The 17,455-nt window shown below is 66.7% G+C and carries 16 protein-coding genes and 1 rRNA gene; 5 read left to right on the top strand and 12 right to left on the bottom strand.

Annotated elements, in window-relative coordinates:
• The 8 genes from ACTJLD_RS18120 to phnS all read right to left on the bottom strand — a co-directional run.
• Positions 1-96 (bottom strand): 16S ribosomal RNA (locus tag ACTJLD_RS18120); the annotation flags it as partial.
• Between the two features lie 507 nt (positions 97-603).
• On the bottom strand, positions 604-1,155 hold the full coding sequence (locus ACTJLD_RS18115; RefSeq protein WP_321879594.1) for a phosphonate degradation HD-domain oxygenase: 552 nt from the start codon (positions 1,153-1,155) through the stop codon (positions 604-606).
• A 4-nt stretch (positions 1,156-1,159) separates the two neighbouring features.
• A complete protein-coding gene (gene phnY, locus ACTJLD_RS18110) occupies positions 1,160-2,614 on the bottom strand; it encodes a phosphonoacetaldehyde dehydrogenase (RefSeq protein ID WP_440659387.1) in 1,455 nt (484 codons plus the stop codon).
• Positions 2,611-3,918, bottom strand: coding sequence for a phosphonoacetate hydrolase (phnA, locus tag ACTJLD_RS18105; RefSeq protein ID WP_440659386.1), 1,308 nt, complete (start codon positions 3,916-3,918; stop codon positions 2,611-2,613). The genes phnY and phnA overlap by 4 nt, the downstream gene beginning before the upstream one ends.
• Positions 3,915-4,775: a 2-aminoethylphosphonate ABC transport system, membrane component PhnV gene (gene phnV, locus ACTJLD_RS18100; RefSeq protein ID WP_060173941.1), complete on the bottom strand. Its 861-nt coding sequence runs from the start codon at positions 4,773-4,775 to the stop codon at positions 3,915-3,917. The genes phnA and phnV overlap by 4 nt, the downstream gene beginning before the upstream one ends.
• Positions 4,765-5,685, bottom strand: a complete 921-nt coding sequence (locus ACTJLD_RS18095) for a 2-aminoethylphosphonate ABC transporter permease subunit (protein WP_334007097.1) — start codon at positions 5,683-5,685, stop codon at positions 4,765-4,767. The genes phnV and ACTJLD_RS18095 overlap by 11 nt, the downstream gene beginning before the upstream one ends.
• Positions 5,663-6,766 (bottom strand): 2-aminoethylphosphonate ABC transport system ATP-binding subunit PhnT, encoded by a 1,104-nt coding sequence (gene phnT, locus ACTJLD_RS18090; protein WP_059695339.1) that lies wholly within the window; start codon positions 6,764-6,766, stop codon positions 5,663-5,665. The genes ACTJLD_RS18095 and phnT overlap by 23 nt, the downstream gene beginning before the upstream one ends.
• A 34-nt stretch (positions 6,767-6,800) precedes the next feature.
• Positions 6,801-7,889 (bottom strand): 2-aminoethylphosphonate ABC transporter substrate-binding protein, encoded by a 1,089-nt coding sequence (gene phnS, locus ACTJLD_RS18085; protein ID WP_060083743.1) that lies wholly within the window; start codon positions 7,887-7,889, stop codon positions 6,801-6,803.
• A gap of 260 nt (positions 7,890-8,149) precedes the next feature.
• On the opposite strand from phnS, the gene ACTJLD_RS18080 reads away from it, so the two are divergent.
• Positions 8,150-9,259: a 2-aminoethylphosphonate--pyruvate transaminase gene (locus tag ACTJLD_RS18080; RefSeq protein WP_440659385.1), complete on the top strand. Its 1,110-nt coding sequence runs from the start codon at positions 8,150-8,152 to the stop codon at positions 9,257-9,259.
• 88 nt (positions 9,260-9,347) lie between these two features.
• Here the strand turns inward: ACTJLD_RS18080 and ACTJLD_RS18075 are convergent, their stop codons facing one another.
• From ACTJLD_RS18075 to aroQ, 3 genes are read right to left on the bottom strand one after another with little or no spacing between them, the layout of a single operon-like run.
• Positions 9,348-10,688: an MFS transporter gene (locus ACTJLD_RS18075; RefSeq protein WP_027790512.1), complete on the bottom strand. Its 1,341-nt coding sequence runs from the start codon at positions 10,686-10,688 to the stop codon at positions 9,348-9,350.
• A gap of 42 nt (positions 10,689-10,730) precedes the next feature.
• Positions 10,731-11,585: a shikimate dehydrogenase gene (locus tag ACTJLD_RS18070; RefSeq protein ID WP_060173945.1), complete on the bottom strand. Its 855-nt coding sequence runs from the start codon at positions 11,583-11,585 to the stop codon at positions 10,731-10,733.
• Positions 11,582-12,037, bottom strand: coding sequence for a type II 3-dehydroquinate dehydratase (gene aroQ / locus ACTJLD_RS18065; RefSeq protein ID WP_059695347.1), 456 nt, complete (start codon positions 12,035-12,037; stop codon positions 11,582-11,584). The genes ACTJLD_RS18070 and aroQ overlap by 4 nt, the downstream gene beginning before the upstream one ends.
• Positions 12,038-12,294: 257 nt before the next feature.
• Here aroQ and ACTJLD_RS18060 point away from each other — a divergent pair, with 257 nt between their 5' ends.
• On the top strand, positions 12,295-14,187 hold the full coding sequence (locus ACTJLD_RS18060; RefSeq protein ID WP_027790509.1) for a bifunctional sugar phosphate isomerase/epimerase/4-hydroxyphenylpyruvate dioxygenase family protein: 1,893 nt from the start codon (positions 12,295-12,297) through the stop codon (positions 14,185-14,187).
• A gap of 288 nt (positions 14,188-14,475) precedes the next feature.
• The gene (locus ACTJLD_RS18055) at positions 14,476-14,739 is read left to right on the top strand and encodes a hypothetical protein (protein WP_021159311.1); all 264 of its coding nucleotides are present in this window, start codon (positions 14,476-14,478) and stop codon (positions 14,737-14,739) included.
• Positions 14,740-14,817: 78 nt separating this feature from the next.
• On the opposite strand, the gene ACTJLD_RS18050 is transcribed toward ACTJLD_RS18055, so the two are convergent.
• Positions 14,818-15,612: an AraC family transcriptional regulator gene (locus ACTJLD_RS18050; protein ID WP_021159310.1), complete on the bottom strand. Its 795-nt coding sequence runs from the start codon at positions 15,610-15,612 to the stop codon at positions 14,818-14,820.
• On the opposite strand from ACTJLD_RS18050, the gene ACTJLD_RS18045 reads away from it, so the two are divergent.
• Complete coding sequence (locus tag ACTJLD_RS18045; protein ID WP_440659391.1) at positions 15,584-16,018, top strand: hypothetical protein; 435 nt, start codon at positions 15,584-15,586, stop codon at positions 16,016-16,018. The two genes, ACTJLD_RS18050 and ACTJLD_RS18045, sit on opposite strands and share 29 nt — an antisense overlap.
• A 225-nt stretch (positions 16,019-16,243) precedes the next feature.
• A complete protein-coding gene (locus tag ACTJLD_RS18040) occupies positions 16,244-17,380 on the top strand; it encodes a branched-chain amino acid ABC transporter substrate-binding protein (protein WP_021159308.1) in 1,137 nt (378 codons plus the stop codon).
• Positions 17,381-17,455 lie beyond the last annotated feature (75 nt).

Below are 17,455 nucleotides of genomic sequence, written 5' to 3'. Positions count from 1 at the left end.
CGCCACCAGGTGCAAGCACCCGTGCTGCCGTTCGACTTGCATGTGTAAGGCATGCCGCCAGCGTTCAATCTGAGCCAGGATCAAACTCTTCAGTTTAAACCTGTTACTGTTTTCGGTTCGGTTAAGAACCGGTCGCTCACTCAAAGCTGACAGGTAAATGAATTACTTCATAAACCTGACTTACTTTAGTGTGAGACTCTTGATACTTTTGCTATCTGATCCGAGGATCAGCTCGCTTCCATCAAGCGCCCACACTTATCGGCTGTTAATTTTTAAAGAGCAATCTGCGAGGAACTTCGTGTTTCTCAGCAGCGCTGCGTTTTCAGCAGCAGAGAAGCGAGATTATGAACCGTGTTTCGCAGCTCGTCAACAACTTTTTACACTACATCGTTGCGACTGCGGGGTCCAACTTCCAGGCCAGTCGCGCGCCCGACACTGCAGCACACCACCAGCTTCGCTTCCCTCTCCCGCGCTGCGTTTCCGTTAGCGCGAAAGAGGCGTGATTCTAAGCACCCTCTTCGAACTGCGCAAGGGGTTTCTCAAAAAATATAAGACCCCGCACGCTGTCGCGTGCGGGGTCTTATATAGAAGCAACTCAACCGGTCAGCCTGTGCGCACCTGGCGCGCGACGATCGCCATATAGTGATCGAGATCAGGCGTCACCTTGCCCTCTTCCTTTGCCGTATCGTCCCAGCGGCGCAGACGCAGCGCATCCTCCGCGAACGGACGCAGCAGGAACGCCGCCGTCTCCTCTTCGCTGAAGATGCCGCCCTGCAGCGCGAGACTGCGCACCGAGTCCGGCGACAGGCTCTCGAAGTAGCCGGCGTCCGTGCGGCACAGGCAGCGCTTTGCGTCGACGTGCAGCCGGATCGGCTCCAGCACCGCGTCGGAAAACAGCGGACGCAGGAACGGCAGCACGTAATACTGGTGCAGATCGTCGATCCCGCGCGCACTCGGCGTCTCGCCCTGACGATTCAGCAAATGCCCGAGATCGTGCAGGAACGCCGCCGCGACCAGCGCCTCATCAGCCCCCGCCTCTTCCGCCAGCAATCCACTCTGCAATGCATGCTCGAGCTGCGTGACCGGTTCACCGCTATAGGCCACATGGCCATGCTCGCGATACAGCCCGTGGACATCTTCCACCGTCAACGCCATTCATTCACTCCCAAGGCAGCGAAAACGTCTTCAGGTTCGTGAAGCTCTTCATCGCCTCTTGAACGCCTTCCTTGTATCCGAGCCCCGAGTCCTTGATCCCGCCGAACGGCGACAGCTCGATCCTGTATCCGGGCACTTCCCATACATTCACCGTGCCGACGTTCAGCTCGTTCACGAACCGCACCACCGCCGCCGTGCTGTCCGTACAGATACCCGACGACAGCCCGAACGCCGTCCCGTTGCTGATCCGGATCGCGTCGTCGATCGTGTCGAACGCAATCACCGGCGATACCGGGCCGAAGGTCTCCTCGCGCACGATCGTCATCGACGGATCGACATTGTCGAGCACGGTCGGCGCATACAGCGCGCCGCGCCGCACGTTGCCCGTCAACAGCCGCGCGCCCTGCGCGACCGCCTCCCCGACCCGCGCCTCGAACAGCCGGGCCGCCTCCTCGTCGATCACCGTGCCCATTTCGTTCGCGGGATCGAACGGATCGCCGTACTTCCATGCGCGCGTCTTCTCGACGAGCAATTCGGTGAAGGCGGGCGCGATCGAGCGCTGCACCAGCAGCCGCTTGACGGCCGTGCAACGCTGGCCCGAATTCCGGTACGACCCGAGCACCGCCAGCGACGCCGCGCGTTCGAGATCGGCATCGTCGAGGACGATCAGCGGATCGTTGCCGCCCAGCTCCAGCACGATGCGGCGGTAGCCGGCCCGCGCGGCAATCGCCTTGCCGATCGCCACGCCGCCCGTGAAGGTGATCAGCGACGCATGCGGGTGCGTGACGAGCTCGTCCGCGATCTCGCGCGGATCGCCCGTCAGCACCTGCAGCATCGGCTCCGGCAGACCGGCCTCAACCAGCAGGTCGGCCAGATAGAGCGCCGACAGCGGCACCTTCTCCGACGGCTTCACGATCACGCGGTTGTTGGTCGCGATCGCCGGCGCGATCTTGTGCGCCACCTGGTTCATCGGATGATTGAACGGCGTGATCGCGACGATCACGCCGTCGAGCGGCTGCCGCTGCGAAAACACGCGGCGCGCCTTGCCATGGGGCGTCAGGTCGCACGAGAAACTCTGCGCGTCGTCGCGCAGCGCCTCGACCGCCGCGAACTTCAACACGTCGGCCACACGGCCGATCTCGTAGCGGGAGTCCTGTTTCGACAACCCCGACTCGAGCGTGATCAGGTCGGACGCTTCCTCGGTACGCTCGCGCAACAGCGCAGCCGCGCGTTCGAGGATCTCCGAACGCGCGTAACGCGTGAGCGTCGGCCGGTACGCCATCGCGTAATCGAATGCCGCGCGCACGTCGTCGACGCTCGCGAGCGGCACCGTACCGACGCGCGTGCCCGTGTAAGGGTCCATGACGTCGAGCGTGCGTTCGCGCGTCGCGCGCGTGCCGCACCAGCGCAGCGCCTCCGCGCGAAACGCCGGGTGATCGTGTCGGGGATGAGCCATCATGTCGCGACCCGGTTCAGCACGTAATCGAACACGTCGAAATTGCGCGGGCGACGCGCAGGATCGACCGGCTCGATACGGCGATTGAACAGCAGCGGTACTTCCTGCTCCGACACGCCGCCATGCGAACGCAGCGGCACCGTGAGGCCCGACAGATCGTGTTCGCGCTCGCGCGTGCCGAGTGTCATGTCGCGGCGGCCGATCACGACGAGATCGCCGATCCGGTCGGCCGGCAGCTCGAAACGTGCCGCGGCTTCCGCGTTGTCGAGCACGAGCTCGACGCCGTCGAGGCCGCCGACGCGCCACATCGCCTCGGCCCGGTCGACGCCCGGCGCCAGATAGACCGTGGCAAACGAGCCGAGCGCGCCGTGGTGCACGACATAAGGATCCGTGATCGGCAGGATCACGCGCGCAGCCTGCGCGCCATACCACCCGTCGAAGGCATCCTGCAGATAGATGACGTTCGGCCGGCCCGTCGCAGGATCGTGCTTCGCGTTCATCCCGTGGTCGGCCGTCAGCCCGATCGCCCAGCCGAGCGCGTCGAGCTGCGCGAGATAACCGTCCATCATCGCGTAGAACGCGTTCGCGCCGGCACTGCCCGGCGCGCACTTGTGCTGCACGTAATCGGTGGTCGACAGGTACATCAGGTCGACCTGGCGCGTCTGCGCAAGCCGCACGCCGGCCGCGAACACGAATTCGGACAGCGCCGCGCTGTAGACGTCCGGCGACGGCAGGCCCACCCAGTCGAGCACGTCGACGATCCCGTTTTCGGCGAGATTCGCCTGCGCGGCCTTCTCGGCCGAAAAGCAGATGCCGTTCATCTGCCAGCCGAGCAGCCGGCGCAGCTTGTCCTTCGCCGTCACGACGGCCACCCGCGCACCGGCGTCGGACGCCGCCGCGAGCAGCGTGCCGGCCCGCAGGTAGGCCGGGTCGTTCATCATGACTTCGGCGCCACGCCCGCCGTCGGCGGCCGGGTCCCAGAAATAGTTGCCGCAGATTCCGTGGACCGACGGCGGCACGCCGCAGACGATCGACAGGTTGTTCGGGTTGGTGAAGGTCGGCACGACGCAATCGGCGCGCCAGGCCGTGCCTTCCGCGATCATCCGGCCGATGAACGGCGCGACACCCGCTTCCACCGCCCGTTCGAGATAGTCGTACTCGCAGCCGTCGACGCAAACGACGACGGTCGGCTCGACCGGCAGCCGGTAGTGCCGGCCGTTGACGTCGACCGAGCGACCCGCAAGCTCCGTCAAGATGCCGGCCGCCGACGCGTCGCCAGGTTGGCGCAATGCAAACGCGGCGTTCATGATGCCGCCCGCTTGCCGCGCGGCACGCGCGCGGCGATCAGCAGCAGCGCCGCGAGCGACGCGCCCAGCATCAGCAGCGACAGCGCCGACGCCGGAAGGTAATACCCCCGCTCCACCTGGCCGATCACGACGATCGGCACGGTCGCGAAGCCGGGCGGATAAACCGTCAGCGTCGCACCGAGTTCGCCGAGCGACAGCGCGAAGCCGAGTGCGAGGCTCGCGCGCAGCGCCGGCACCAGCTGCGGCAGCAGCACGCGGCGCAGCACCATCGCGGGCGGCGCGCCGAGGCTCGCCGCCGCTTCGCGCAGCACGGTCAGCTCCGGACGCAGCGCCGCGGCCGCGCAGCGATAGCAGAACGGCAAGATCAGCGCGAGCTGCACGAGCACGACGATCGCCGCCGAGCTCGACAGGTCGACCGGCTTCTGGTGATACGCGATCAGCACCGCGAGCCCGAGCACGACGCTCGGCACGCCGTTCGGCACCATCACGAGGGCATCGACCACCGCGCCGAGGCCGCGCCGGTCGCGCCCTTCGAGCGCGAGCGCGAGCCACAGCCCGAGGACCGTGCCGACCGCCGACACGCCGAAGCCGATTTCGAGGCTCGTCAGCAGCGCGTCGTATTCCGGCGACCCGAGCCGCTCGAACCAGCGCAGGCTGTAACCGGCCGGCAAGATCGTGCCCGACCACTGCGTCGACACGCTCGACAGCGCGACGACGATGACCGGCAACACGAACAACCAGAAGCACGCGAACGCGGCCAGCGCGAGCGCCGCGCGCGATGCATGCTTGAGCACCGTGTCGCCCCAGCCGATCTGGCGGCGCGGCACGGCTTGCCCGATACGGAATTCAGCGGACATCGTTCCCTCCCGTCGCGCGCCGGTTCACCCGGCGATAACCCGCATACAGCGCCAGCGACAACGCGAGCATCACCACCGCGCCGGCCGACGCGGTCGGCAGGTCGAGGTCGACGGTCGCGCTGCTGTAGATCGCGACCGGCAGCGTGACGAGCCGCGCGCTGCCGAGCACGAGCAGAATCCCGAATTCGTTCAGCGTCAGCAGGAAGCACAGCACGGTGCCGGCGGCGATGCCCGGCCACGCGATCGGCAGCACGACGCGGCGGGCGAGCATCCAGCCGGAAGCGCCGAGGCTGCGTGCGGCTTCGATCAGCCGCAAATCGAGCGTCGCGAACGATGCGAGCGTCGGCCGCACGACGAACGGCGTATAGAACACGGTCTGCGCGAGGATCACGCCGCCGATGCCGAACAGGAAATCGAGCGGCGCATTTTCGAGATGAAACAGGTGCTGCAGCGCGATGCTGATCGAGCCTTGCGAGCCGTACAGGAAGATCAGCGTGAACGCGACGAGGAACGACGGAAACGCGACGTACAGCTCCAGGAAGCGCGTGACGAGCGACGCGCCCGGAAACGGCTTGAAGAACAGCAGTGCGGCCAGCAGCACACCGAGCACCGACGCGGTGCCGGCGCTCGCGAACAGCACGCCTAGCGTGGTCAGCAGCACGTTGCGGGTGTCGGGGTTGCCGAAGAACGTCCGGTACGCGGCGAAACCCAGCCCGTGGTCGCCCGACACGCTCAGCAGCACGAGCCGCACCAGCGGGTAGACGACGAGCGGGCCCAGCACGACGATCGCGAGCGCGGCCAGGTGCAGGTCGCCCATGCGCTTGCGGCGCCGCGCGGCGGCGGCGTGCGCGGCGGCCGACGCGAGCACGTGCGGCGGCAGGCCGGCTTCAGGGCTCGATAAGGACGACATCGTCTGCCTCGCAATGCAGGGAAACGCGCGCACCGCGCTCGGGAGCCGCACCGCGGCCGCGTTGCATCGTGACGCGCACGGGCTCGTCGGGCGCCGCATCGATCGTGACCGCGATCGACAGGTCCGCGCCCTGCCATTCGACGGACGACACCGTGCCGTGCAGCCCGCCCGCGGCGGGCGGCATCACGGTCAGGCGCTCGGGGCGCACGCACGCCACCTTGCCACGCACTTCATGGCGCGGATCGCCGAGCGGGAAGATCACGTGCGGCGGCAGCAGGTTCGCCGGGCCGAGATAACGCGCGACGTAGCCGTCCTGCGGCGCGTCGTACAGCTGCTGCGGCGTGCCGAGCTGCGCGATGTGGCCGTCGCGCATCAGCAGCGCGCGGTCGGACAGCACGAGCGCGTCGTCGCGGTCGTGGGTCACGCAGACGACGGTCAGGTTCGGCAGGCGCTCGTGCAGCGCCTTCAGTTCGCTGCGCACCGATGCGCGCAGGTTGGCGTCGAGCGCCGACAGCGGCTCGTCGAGCAGCAGCACGTCGGGCTCGATCACGAGCGCGCGCGCCAGCGCGACGCGCTGCTGCATTCCGCCCGACAACTGCGCGGGCAGGTGATGGCCCGCATCGCCGAGCTGCACGAGCTTCAGCGCATCGGCGACACGGCGCGTCACTTCCGACGACGCCATGCCGCGCGCGCGCAGCCCGAAGGCGACGTTCTCGAACACCGACAGGTGCGGGAACAGCGCGTAATTCTGGAACAGCAGACCGAGATTGCGCTTGTGCGGCGGCGCGTAGGTCAGATCGCGTCCGGCAACGGTCAGCGTGCCGGTCAGGCCGTCGGCCTTCACGAACCCGGCGATGAAGCGCAGCAGCGTGGTCTTGCCGCAGCCGCTCTTGCCGAGCACGGTCAGAAATTCACCGGCACCGATCGACAGCGACAGATCTTCCAGCACCGTGCGTGCGCCGTAGCGCACGCTCAGGTGTTCGATCTGCACGCCGCCCGGCGCGCCGGACCGCAGCGTTGCTCGCGGTTCGGCGGCGCCGAATGCGCCGGGATGGGTCAGGGTGGTTTCCACCGGGTTCATCCTCTTGCTCACGAATACAGGCAGCGGGCGCCGATCACTTCGGCTTGACGACGTCGAGCTGCTTGCCCGAGCTGCCGATCACGTCCTTCTTCCAGCGCTCGATCCACACCGGCTTCTTCGCCATCACCTGGGTCCAGTCGACCGGGATCAGCTTCACGCCCGCGATCGCCTTCTTGACCGCTTCGCCGTTCTTGCCGGCCAGCGGCACGTCCGTGCGGCCCGGGATGCCGTACATGTCCGGCACCTTCGACTGCACTTCCGTCGACATCAGGTAGTCGATCAGCTTCTTGCCGGCGTCCTGGTTCGGGCCGCTCTTGATCAGGCCGATGCCGTACGGGAGCTGGAACGTGGTCGGCTGGTCGCCGTCCTTCGCGGCCAGGAAGATCGGCTTGACGGATAGCGCGCCGTGTTCGGCATCGTCGAGGTCCATCTGCAGGTCGCCGTTCGCGACGCTGATCTCGTTACGCGACAGCAGCACGTTCAGGTAGCCCGTGCCCTTCGTGTGGAACTTCACGCTCTGCGACAGTTTCGCGAGGTAGTCGAACGCCTTGTCCTCGCCCATCAGCGACGTCGTCAGGATCAGCACGGCCATCCCGTCGCCGGCCGTGGCCGGGTTCGAGTACGCGACCTTGCCGGCATAGGCCGGCGACAGCAGGTCGGCGAACGTCTTCGGCTGGCTCTTCACGACGTCCGGGTTGATCGCGAACGAGAAGTAGTTGTTCACGAACGTCGCCCACGTGCCGTCTTCCGCCTTCGCGATCGTCGGCACGTTCTTGTAGTTCACGCTCTGGTACGCCTGCAGCAGGCCCATCTGGCCGGCTTGCTGAATGAAAGGCGGCAGCGTGACGATCACGTCGGCCTTCGGGGAATTCTTCTCGATGTTCGCGCGGTTGACGACTTCGCCGCTGCCCGCCGTCACGATGTTGACCTTGACGCCTTCCTTCTTCTCGAACGCCGGCAGCACATCGCGATAGAGGTTCTCGAGACCGTCTGCCGTGTAAAGCACGACCGCGCTCGCCGCATGCACGGGCAACGCGGCGCCCATCAGACCGGCGACGGTGGCGGCCAGTGCAAGCTTGCGGAACGCGCCGGCAGCGGCGCGCGAGGAATTCTGCAGTGTCATCTCACTTCTCCGTAGGCGGAACACCAAATGGCCGGGGCACGATCCGGCTCTCCTGTTATCTCCGGGCAAGGCCGATCAACGGCCTGCCTCGCCGCCGCGCCGAGGTCAGGTTTCTCGCGGCAAGCGAAGGATCACAGCGTTCGATGACAAACCCGTGACGAATGCCACAATTTCCAAAAAATGACACATTTTGCCAATATCATGCAAGTCATTCAGAAATGCCGCCCGGCGTTTCTTTCCGACCTTTGCAAGGAAAAACCATGTCCGATCCGATTCTTCTTACGCCCGGCCCGCTCACCACGTCCGCCACAACCCGCCACGCAATGCAACATGACTGGGGCTCGTGGGATGCCGCTTTCAATCAACTGACGGCCAGCGTCTGCGCGGACCTCGTCGCCATTGCGCATGGCGGCGACGAGTACGTGTGCGTACCGATGCAGGGCAGCGGCACGTTCTCGGTCGAAGCCGCGCTCGGTACGCTGGTGCCGCGCGACGGCGTCGTGCTGGTGCCCGACAACGGCGCGTATTGCGCGCGCATCCTGAAGATCCTCGGCCGGCTCGGTATCGAAGCGATCGCTTTGCCGTTCGGCGAGGATGCGGCCGTCGATCCGGCCGCGATCGAAGCCGCGTTCGCGCGCGAGCCGCGCATCACGCACGTCGCGCAGGTGCATCTGGAAACGAGCGCCGGCATCCTGAACCCGCTCGACGACATCGCCGCCGTGTGCCGACGCCACGGCAAGCGGCTGATCGTCGACGCGATGAGCTCGTTCGGCGCGCTGCCGATCGCACTGGCGGGCAGCGGCATCGATGCGCTGATCTCGGCAAGCGGCAAATGTCTCGAAGGCGTGCCGGGGATGGGATTCGCGATCGTGCGGCGCGATGCGCTCGTGGCCGGCGAAGGCAATTCGCCGTCGCTCGCGCTCGATCTCCACGATCAGTACGCATACCTGCGCAAGACGGGCCAGTGGCGCTTCACGCCGCCGACGCACGTAATCGCCGCGCTACGCGCCGCGCTCGACCAGTATCTGGCCGAAGGCGGCCAGCCGGCGCGCGGTGCGCGCTACGCGGACAACTGCCGGACGCTGGTCGAATCGATGCGCGCGCTCGGCTTCGCGCCGTTCCTCGATGCGAACGTGCAGGCGCCGGTGATCGTCACGTTCCACGCGCCCGACCACCCGGCCTACGATTTCCGCCGCTTCTACGACGCCGTGCGCGATGCCGGCTTCATCCTGTACCCGGGCAAGCTCACGCAGCTCGAGACATTCCGCGTCGGCTGCATCGGTGCGATCGACGCCAACGATATCCGGCGCGCGGTCGCGGCGATCGCGCAGGCGGTCGAATCGCTCGGTATCACGGTGCAGCACGCATAAGGGTGCACGCAGCGCGTCGCGCCAACAAAAAAGCCCGGCGGCCTACCGGCCGCCGGGCGAACGCACAGGATGCGCGTGGAGGCAATGCTTACAGTTCGATCCGCTTGATGTCGCCGACGACGAAGATGTAAGACAGCGCACCGATCAGCGCGATCACGCCGATGAACACGAGCGCGCCGACGAACGAGCCGGTCGACGCGACGATGAAGCCGACGACGAGCGGCGTGATGATGCCAGCGAGGTTCGCCGCGAAGTTGAAGATGCCGCCGGTCACGCCGAGCAGGCCGTCCGGCGCGATGTCGGACACGAGCGTCCAGCCGAGCGCGGCCATCCCCTGCGCGAAGAACGCGACCGACATGATCGCGATCACGGCTTCGTTGCTCTGCACGTAGTTCGCGAGAATGATCGTCGACGCGAGCAGCAGGCCCGCGATGATCGGCAGCTTGCGCGCGAGGTTCGCGGACTTGCCGCGGCGCAGCAGCCAGTCGGAGAAGATCCCGCCGAACATCACGCCGACCGACGCGGCGATGAACGGCATCACCGCGAAGAAGCCGATCTTCAGCCAGCCCATGTGGCGCTCGGTGGCGAGGTAGGTCGGGAACCAGGTCAGGAAGAACACCAGCGTCGAGTTGCCGGCGAACTGGCCGAGACAGATGCCCGCGAGCTGACGCTTCTTCAGCAGCTTGCCGGCCATCGCCCAGCTGAACTTCTTCTGCGCGCCCTTGCCGCCTTTGTCGCCGTCCTTGCGTGCACTGTGCACGAGACCGCCGCCCGCCTCGATATACGCAAGCTCCTCGGAGTTGGCGCCCGGATGGTTGCGCGGCTCATGATAGAACTTCCACCAGACCAGGCCGAACGCGATGCCGATCGCGCCGACGACCCAGAACAGCGAGCGCCAGCCGAACGCGCCCATCAGCGCGAACAGCACCGGGCTGAAGAACGCGAGGCCGATGTACTCGCCGACCGTATACGTACCGGTCGCCATCGCGCGCTCGTTCTGCGGGAACCACGTCGCCACGACCCGGCTGTTGGTCGGGAAGCACGGCGCCTCCGTCACGCCGAGCCCGAGCCGGCATGCGAGCAGCGTCGCGATGCCCGGCACGAAGCCCTGCAGGAACGTGCACAGCGACCACAGCGTCATCGACCAGTAATAGGTGATCTTGCTGCCGAAGCGGTCGAGGAACAGGCCGCCGGGCACCTGCATCGCGACGTACGTCCACGAAAACGCGGAGAACATGATGCCCATCACGGCCGCATTGATGCCGAGCTCCTTGGTGAGCTGCGGTGCAGCCACCCCCAGCACGGTGCGGTCGAGATAGTTGATCATCGTGCCGATCGCGAGCAGCGCGAGAATCTTGTAGCGCGCCGAGGTGCGCCGGACCGTGCCGGCCGCCGCGGGCGCGGCGTTCGAGTGGGTGGTGTGCTGCATGATTGTCTCCTGATCTCTTTTTTCAGCTAGTCGGTAGAAGGGTCAGCGTGCGACCAGCGACTGAAAGTGTTCGAACATCCGTTCGTCGTCCGGCGTTCGTCCGGTGAAGATCTCGAACGCATCGACGGCCTGGTACACGGCCATCCCGCCTCCCGGCAGCGTCGCGCAGCCGGCCGCGCGCGCGGCGCGGACCAGTTCGGTTTCGAGCGGGAAATACACGATGTCGGCCACCCACATGCCCGCGTGGAGCAGCTCGGCCGGCAGCGGCAGGCCCGGATGCTTGGCCATGCCTGTCGGCGTCGCGTGGATCAGGCCCGTCGCGGTGCGCATCGCGTCCGCGAGATCGCCGCCCTGTACAACCCGTGCCGCGGGGAAGCGTTGCTGCAGTTCAGCCGCGAGGGCGGCGGCGCGCGTGCCGTCGACATCGAAAATCGTCAGTTCGGCCGCGCCCATCTGCAGCGCGGCGTGCGCCACGGCCGCGCCCGCGCCGCCCGCGCCGAGCTGGACGACGCGTTCGAGCGACGCGTCGGGCAACCCGCGGCGGAACGATTTCGCGAAGCCCGACCAGTCGGTGTTGTGGCCGATCCGCTTGCCGTCCTTGAACAACACGGTGTTCACCGCGCCGAGCGCACGCGCATCGTCCGACAGCGCGTCGAGGTGCTCGATCACGCGCTGCTTGCACGGGTGCGTGATGTTCAGGCCGTTGTAGCCCATCCGCTGCGCGGCATCGAGCAGTTGCGGCAGTGCGTCGACGGTCACGCCGAGCACGTCGAGGTCGATCCGCCGGTAGACATAGCCGAACCCCTGGCGGAAACCTTCTTCCTCGTGCATCGCGGGCGACAGCGAACCGCCGATGCCCTGGCCGATCAGGCCGATCAGAAACGACGGGCGGCTCATCGCGCGGCTCCCTGCGCGAACAGCGTCGCCAGACGCTGCAGCGCGAACACGTAGCCTTCGGTGCCGCAGCCGCAGATCACGGCTTCGGCAATCGCCGATACATAGGAATGGTGACGGAACGCCTCGCGACGATGCACGTTCGAGATATGAACTTCGATCACCGGTTTCGCGATCGCGGAAAGCGCGTCGGCCAGCGCCACCGACGTATGCGTATAGGCAGCCGGGTTGATCACGATGCCGTGCGTATCGTGACGCGCGGCGTGCAGCCAGTCGATCAGCTGATGCTCGGCGTTCGACTGGCGGAAGTCGATTTCCAGCCCGAGCGCTTCAGCGGCCGTTCGGCAGCGCTGCTCGACGTCGGCGAGCGTTTCCGCGCCGTAGATATGGGGCTCGCGCGTCCCCAGCAGATTCAGGTTCGGGCCGTTCAGCACCAGCACCTTGGGCTTGCTCATGGTGTTTCTGCTCCTAAAACGGGGGCGCATCGCTAGCCGACGTCGCCCCCTGACGTCAAGATTTGGCGCTAGTGTGCGCTTGCGAAAGCGCAATGTCTTTTCGGGTTTTCGCTAATTTGTACCACCTAGTTAGTTTGTACAATACGCATCACTAACCCAGTAAATTCGGGATATGGCGTTCGTCGTTAATTCAACGACTGGTTCATTCAGGGTCGATTCGATCGGCGCCGTGCCCCGCTCATCCGCAGGATTCGCCCATGCAGCGCTCGATCGCCACCGTGTCACTGTCCGGCACGCTCGCCGGGAAGCTCGCCGCCATCAAGGCCGCCGGCTTCGACGGCGTCGAAATCTTCGAAAACGACCTCGTCTACTTCGACGGATCGCCGGCCGACGTCCGGCGCATGGCCGCCGATCTCGGCCTCGACATCGTGCTGTTCCAGCCGTTTCGTGACTTCGAGGGCGTGAGCGCAGCCCAGCTCGCCCGCAACCTCGATCGCATCAAGCGCAAGTTCGACGTCATGCATGCGCTCGGCACCGACCGCATCCTGGTGTGCAGCAACGTGTCGGCCGACACGATCGCCGACGACGGGCTGCTCGTCGACCAGCTCGGCGCGCTCGCGGAAGCCGCGCGGCAAGCCGGCGTGGTCGCCGCGTACGAAGCGCTCGCGTGGGGCCGAGTCGTGAAGCGGTACGGCCATGCGTGGAAACTCGTGAATGCCGTGAACAGCCCGCACCTCGGCCTCGCGCTCGACAGCTTCCATACGCTGTCGCTCGACGATTCTCCGGACGCGATCGCCGACATCCCCGGCGACCGGATCGCGTTCGTGCAGATCGCCGATGCGCCGAAGCTCGCGATGGACGTACTCGAATGGAGCCGCCATTTCCGCTCGTTCCCGGGCCAGGGCGACTTCGACCTCGCGCGCTTCACCGCGCGCGTGATCGAATCGGGCTACACGGGGCCGCTGTCGCTCGAGATCTTCAACGACGGCTTCCGCGCGGCGCCGACCGCGATCACGGCCGCCGACGGCCATCGCTCGCTGCTCTACCTGGAAGAACTGACACGCGAGCAGCTCGCGCGGGACGGCCGCGCGCCGGCCGCCAGCCAGCCGCTGTTCGCGCCGCCGGCGCCGCCCGCGCACGTCGGGTTCCAGTTCATCGAATTCGCGGTCGACGCACAGGCCGCGGCAACCGTCGGCGAATGGCTCGGCCGGATGCGCTTCCGGCTCGCGGGCCGGCATCGGTCGAAGGACGTGACGCTGTTCCAGCACGGCGCCGCGTCGATCGTGCTGAACGCGGAGCGCGACTCGTTCGCCGATGCGTTCTTCCAGCAGCACGGGCTGTCGCTGTGTGCTTCCGCATTCCGCGTCGACGACGCGAAAGTGGCGTTCGAGCGTGCGGCCGGTTTCGGCTATGCGCCGTTCTCCGGCCGCGTCGGGCCGAACGAACGCGTGCTGCCGAGCGTGCAGGCGCCGGACGGCAGCCTCGAGTATTTCGTCGACGAAGCGCCGAACGCGCCGACGCTGTATGAATCGGACTTCGTGCTGACCGACATCGACGGCCCGAGCGAGGTCGGCCCGCTGACGGGTATCGATCACGTGTGCCTGGCGCTGCCGGCCGACGCGCTCGATACGTGGATCCTGTTCTTCAAGACGGCATTCGGCTTCGAGGCCGAACGCAGCTGGCTCGTGCCCGACCCGTACGGGCTGATGCGCAGCCGCGCGGTGCGCAGCGCCGACGGTTCGGTGCGGATCGCGCTGAACGCGTCGGTCGACCGGCACACGGCGGTCGCCGAATCGCTCGACCGCTACCACGGCACGGGGCTGAACCACGTCGCGTTCCGCACGGACGACATCGTGAAGACGATCGCCGCGTTCGCGGCCGACGGCATTCCGTTCCTGCGCATTCCGCCGAACTACTACGACGATCTCGCCGCACGCTACGCACTGCCGGACGAGTTGATCGACACACTGAGCACGCATCACCTGCTGTACGACCGCGACGAGCACGGCGGCGAATTCCTGCACGCGTATACAGAACTGGTCGACAACCGCTTCTCGCTCGAGATCGTCGAGCGGCGCGGCGGATACGACGGCTACGGGGCGGCAAACGCAGCCGTGCGCCTGGCCGCACAGGCGCAGCACAGGAAATAAGCGAAAGAGACGAATCTGGATTTCGGGGCCGAATCACATTCGCGGCCCCGCGGCCGATTCAAAGGGCCGCATCCCGCGCGCACCATCGCGGTGAATCGCGCGGCAGCGCACCCGCCCGCGCGGCTTGCCGCGATCGGGCCGGAAACCGCGCCCGTCTCACGTTACATCCGGTAACCCGTACCGCAGCGCAGCATACGGTCCGCGGCCGCAGTTTTAAGAATCGCTTAAGTCTTCGACGGCACCATCCGCAACCAGTACCCGATAGTTATCTCGAAAAGGAGGAAAGCGATGAGCGCCGTAGAAGCACCCGCGGGCCGCCCGGCCGCGCCCCCTGCAAAGAAGACGATGCTGCGCCGCCTGCTCAGCCATCATGAAATCGCGACGCTGCTCGTGCTGCTGCACGCACCGATCGGCGCGAACGCCAAACCCGAACTGCCTGCGCTGCAGGAAGCCGGCCTCGTCGAGATGGTCAAGCTCGACGCCGATACGGCCCCCAGCTTCCGGCTGACCGAAAACGGCACCGCCGTCCTGAAAGGGCTCGGCTACCGCTGAGCCGCGGTTTTCACCGCTTCACCGTTTCCCCGTATCGCCCCGATCCCTGCGACTCGCCGGCCCGTTCGACGTGTCGCGTCACCCCGCCCGCTCCTGCAGCATCAACCGGTATTCCGTCGGCGTCACGCCGACCGTCGCCTTGAACTGGCGCGTGAACGCGCTGTGATCCGTATAGCCGCATAGCGCCGCGACGTCGGTCACCTTGTCGTGCGTGACGAGCAGCGCGGTGGCCGCATCCAGCCGCGTCTTCAGCAGCACCTGGCGCGGCGTCAGGTGGAACACCTTGTGGAAGTAGCGTTCGAGCTGCGCGACCGACATCCCGGCCATCTGCGCGAGCTGCTTCAGGTTCAGCGGCTGTACGTAGTGATCCTGGATGTGCTGGACCACGTCGGCGAGCCGGCTGTACGCCGGGTGCGATCCCTCGTGCGCCTTCAGGTCGCGCGAGATGCCCGCGAGGCCGACCACCCTGCCTGCGGCATCGCGCAGCGGCTCCTTGCAGGTCAGGCACCAGCCCGGCTGGCGGCCCGGATACAGGTGCAGCTCGAGCTGGTCCATCAGTTGCTGGCCCGCGTTGATCGTCGCCATGTCCTGCTCGAAATAGCTGCGGCCGAAGCGGCGCGGAAACACTTCGTCGGCCGTCTTGCCGAGCAGGTCACGCTTGTCCTTGTAGCCGCAGCGCATCGCCAGCGTGCGGTTGACGAGCGCGTAGCGGCCGTTCGCGTCCTTCACGAAGAATGCGACGTCCGGCAGCGCATCGAACACCGGTTCGAGCAGGCGGAAGTGCGCGAGCATCGCGCCGAGATCGGCGTTGTCGGGCTGGTGGCGCAACGTATCGGACAGGCTCATGGGCGGTACGGCTGGCAAGGTCGTCATCCCGGCAACCGCAATGCGAGTGGCAGATGGCGTCGATTATAGAAGCGCCCCTCCGATCGCGTCGCGCCGATCGCAAGGGCGGGCAAGCTGGCGGCAGCCATCACGTCGCGCCGTCGCGCCGACCGGCTTCGACACGCAACATACGTTGCGTGCACAACCACTGCGCCGCGCATGCAGCGGCCGGCCGCAAATCCGCATGCGCCGATGCCGGCCTGCCGTGAGCGCACTGGCTCACCGGCACCGCGTGCTCGAACTCGCCAGCATAAAAATGCAACCGTACAGCGTCTTGGCGCGTTTGCGCATTCGGCATGACGATTTCGGCATATATCAGGGTTATCGACGATATGCCGATATCGTCGCCGGCCGCGCACCGAACGCGCAAGACGCACGCATTTTCGCTGTCTAGACTTCGCTTCACGGTCACGAGACGACCTTCCGCCGCGGCAGCGACCGGCGTGCAGGGCCTGCGGCATCGGCCACCACACGCGCCGATTCCGGCACAGCCCGGGCAGCACGCGGCAAGCACGCACGGCCCTCGCATCGGCCTGCCGACCGAACCGTCTCGCCCGGTTTACCGGTGCCGGCCCGCCAGCCGGCGGCGGCCCAACCACGCCATCAAGGGGAAGTGAAAGTGAAGCTGAAGGTATCGCACGTCGCGCTGGCCGCTGCCTGCGCACTGTCGGGCGCGCACGCCATTGCCGCCGACGTCGTCAAGATCGGTTTCGCCGCACCGCTGACCGGCCCGCAGTCGAACTACGGCACGGACATGCAGAAGGGCGTGCAGCTCGCGATCGCCGATTTCAACGCGACGCGTCCGACGATCGGCGGCAAGCCCGTCACGTTCCAGCTCGATTCGCAGGACGACCAGGCCGACCCGCGCACGGGCACGACCGTCGCTCAGCGGCTGATCGACGACAACGTCCGCGGGATCATCGGGCACTTCAACTCGGGCACGAGCATTCCCGCGTCCGACCTGTACGATCGCGCGGGGCTGCCGCAGATCTCGATGGCCACGTCGCCGCAATACACCGCGCGCGGCTACAAGACGACCTACCGGCTGCTGACGAGCGACGCGCAAGCAGGCCGCATCGTCGGCACGTACGCGGTGAAGACGCTGCGCTTCAAGCGCATCGCGATCATCGACGACCGCACGGCCTACGGCCAGGGCATCGCCGACGAATTCGCGAAGGCCGTCGAGGCGGCGGGCGGCACGATCATCAAGCGCGACTTCACGAACGACAAGGCGCTCGATTTCTCCGCGATCCTGACCAACCTCAAGGGGATGAACCCGGACGCGATCTTCTACGGCGGCGGCGACGCGCAATCGTCGCCGATGATCCGCAAGATGCGCCAGCTCGGGATGAAGTCGGCGTTCGTGACGGGCGAGATGTCGCGCTCGCCGACGTTCCTGAAGGTCGGCGGCGACGCGGCCGAAGGCGCGATCGTCTACATGGGCGGGCTGCCGAAGGAGAAGATGCCGGGCTTCGCCGGCTACGCGGCACGCTACAAGGCGCGCTTCAACGAAGACGTGATCACCTACTCGCCGTACTCGTACGACGGCACGATCGCGCTGCTCACCGCGATGAAGGACGCGAACTCGACCGACCCGAAGGTGTACACGCCGTATCTCGGCAAGGTGTCGGTCAAGGGCGTGTCGGCCCCGAGCATCGCGTACGACGCGAAGGGCGACCTGAAGGATGCGCCGGTGACGATCTACAAGGTCGAGCGCGGCACGTTCAAGCCGGTCGATACGATCGCCGGCAACTGATACGCAACCCGGCCCCGCGCGGCGCGTCGGCGGCTCACCGGCCGCCCGCGCCGCGCGCGCTTTTGCCCCGGCCCC

Source organism: Burkholderia sp. 22088 (genome assembly GCF_052045915.1).
Lineage (GTDB): Bacteria > Pseudomonadota > Gammaproteobacteria > Burkholderiales > Burkholderiaceae > Burkholderia > Burkholderia cepacia.
Note: the sequence above shows the minus strand (reverse complement) of the source record. Positions and strands in the feature narration are given on the sequence as shown.

Excerpts from the sequence above, each read along its gene's own strand:
- ACTJLD_RS18055 (WP_021159311.1), top strand. The coding sequence starts at position 14,476 with ATGAGCGCCGTAGAAGCACCCGCGGGCCGCCCGGCCGCGCCCCCTGCA.
- ACTJLD_RS18075 (WP_027790512.1), bottom strand. The coding sequence starts at position 10,688 with ATGCAGCACACCACCCACTCGAACGCCGCGCCCGCGGCGGCCGGCACG.
- phnS (WP_060083743.1), bottom strand. The coding sequence starts at position 7,889 with ATGACACTGCAGAATTCCTCGCGCGCCGCTGCCGGCGCGTTCCGCAAG.
- ACTJLD_RS18060 (WP_027790509.1), top strand. The coding sequence starts at position 12,295 with ATGCAGCGCTCGATCGCCACCGTGTCACTGTCCGGCACGCTCGCCGGG.
- ACTJLD_RS18045 (WP_440659391.1), top strand. The coding sequence starts at position 15,584 with ATGGGCGGTACGGCTGGCAAGGTCGTCATCCCGGCAACCGCAATGCGA.
- ACTJLD_RS18115 (WP_321879594.1), bottom strand. The coding sequence starts at position 1,155 with ATGGCGTTGACGGTGGAAGATGTCCACGGGCTGTATCGCGAGCATGGC.
- ACTJLD_RS18080 (WP_440659385.1), top strand. The coding sequence starts at position 8,150 with ATGTCCGATCCGATTCTTCTTACGCCCGGCCCGCTCACCACGTCCGCC.
- phnV (WP_060173941.1), bottom strand. The coding sequence starts at position 4,775 with ATGTCCGCTGAATTCCGTATCGGGCAAGCCGTGCCGCGCCGCCAGATC.
- phnT (WP_059695339.1), bottom strand. The coding sequence starts at position 6,766 with ATGAACCCGGTGGAAACCACCCTGACCCATCCCGGCGCATTCGGCGCC.
- ACTJLD_RS18070 (WP_060173945.1), bottom strand. The coding sequence starts at position 11,585 with ATGAGCCGCCCGTCGTTTCTGATCGGCCTGATCGGCCAGGGCATCGGC.
- aroQ (WP_059695347.1), bottom strand. The coding sequence starts at position 12,037 with ATGAGCAAGCCCAAGGTGCTGGTGCTGAACGGCCCGAACCTGAATCTG.
- ACTJLD_RS18095 (WP_334007097.1), bottom strand. The coding sequence starts at position 5,685 with ATGTCGTCCTTATCGAGCCCTGAAGCCGGCCTGCCGCCGCACGTGCTC.
- phnY (WP_440659387.1), bottom strand. The coding sequence starts at position 2,614 with ATGATGGCTCATCCCCGACACGATCACCCGGCGTTTCGCGCGGAGGCG.
- ACTJLD_RS18050 (WP_021159310.1), bottom strand. The coding sequence starts at position 15,612 with ATGACGACCTTGCCAGCCGTACCGCCCATGAGCCTGTCCGATACGTTG.
- phnA (WP_440659386.1), bottom strand. The coding sequence starts at position 3,918 with ATGAACGCCGCGTTTGCATTGCGCCAACCTGGCGACGCGTCGGCGGCC.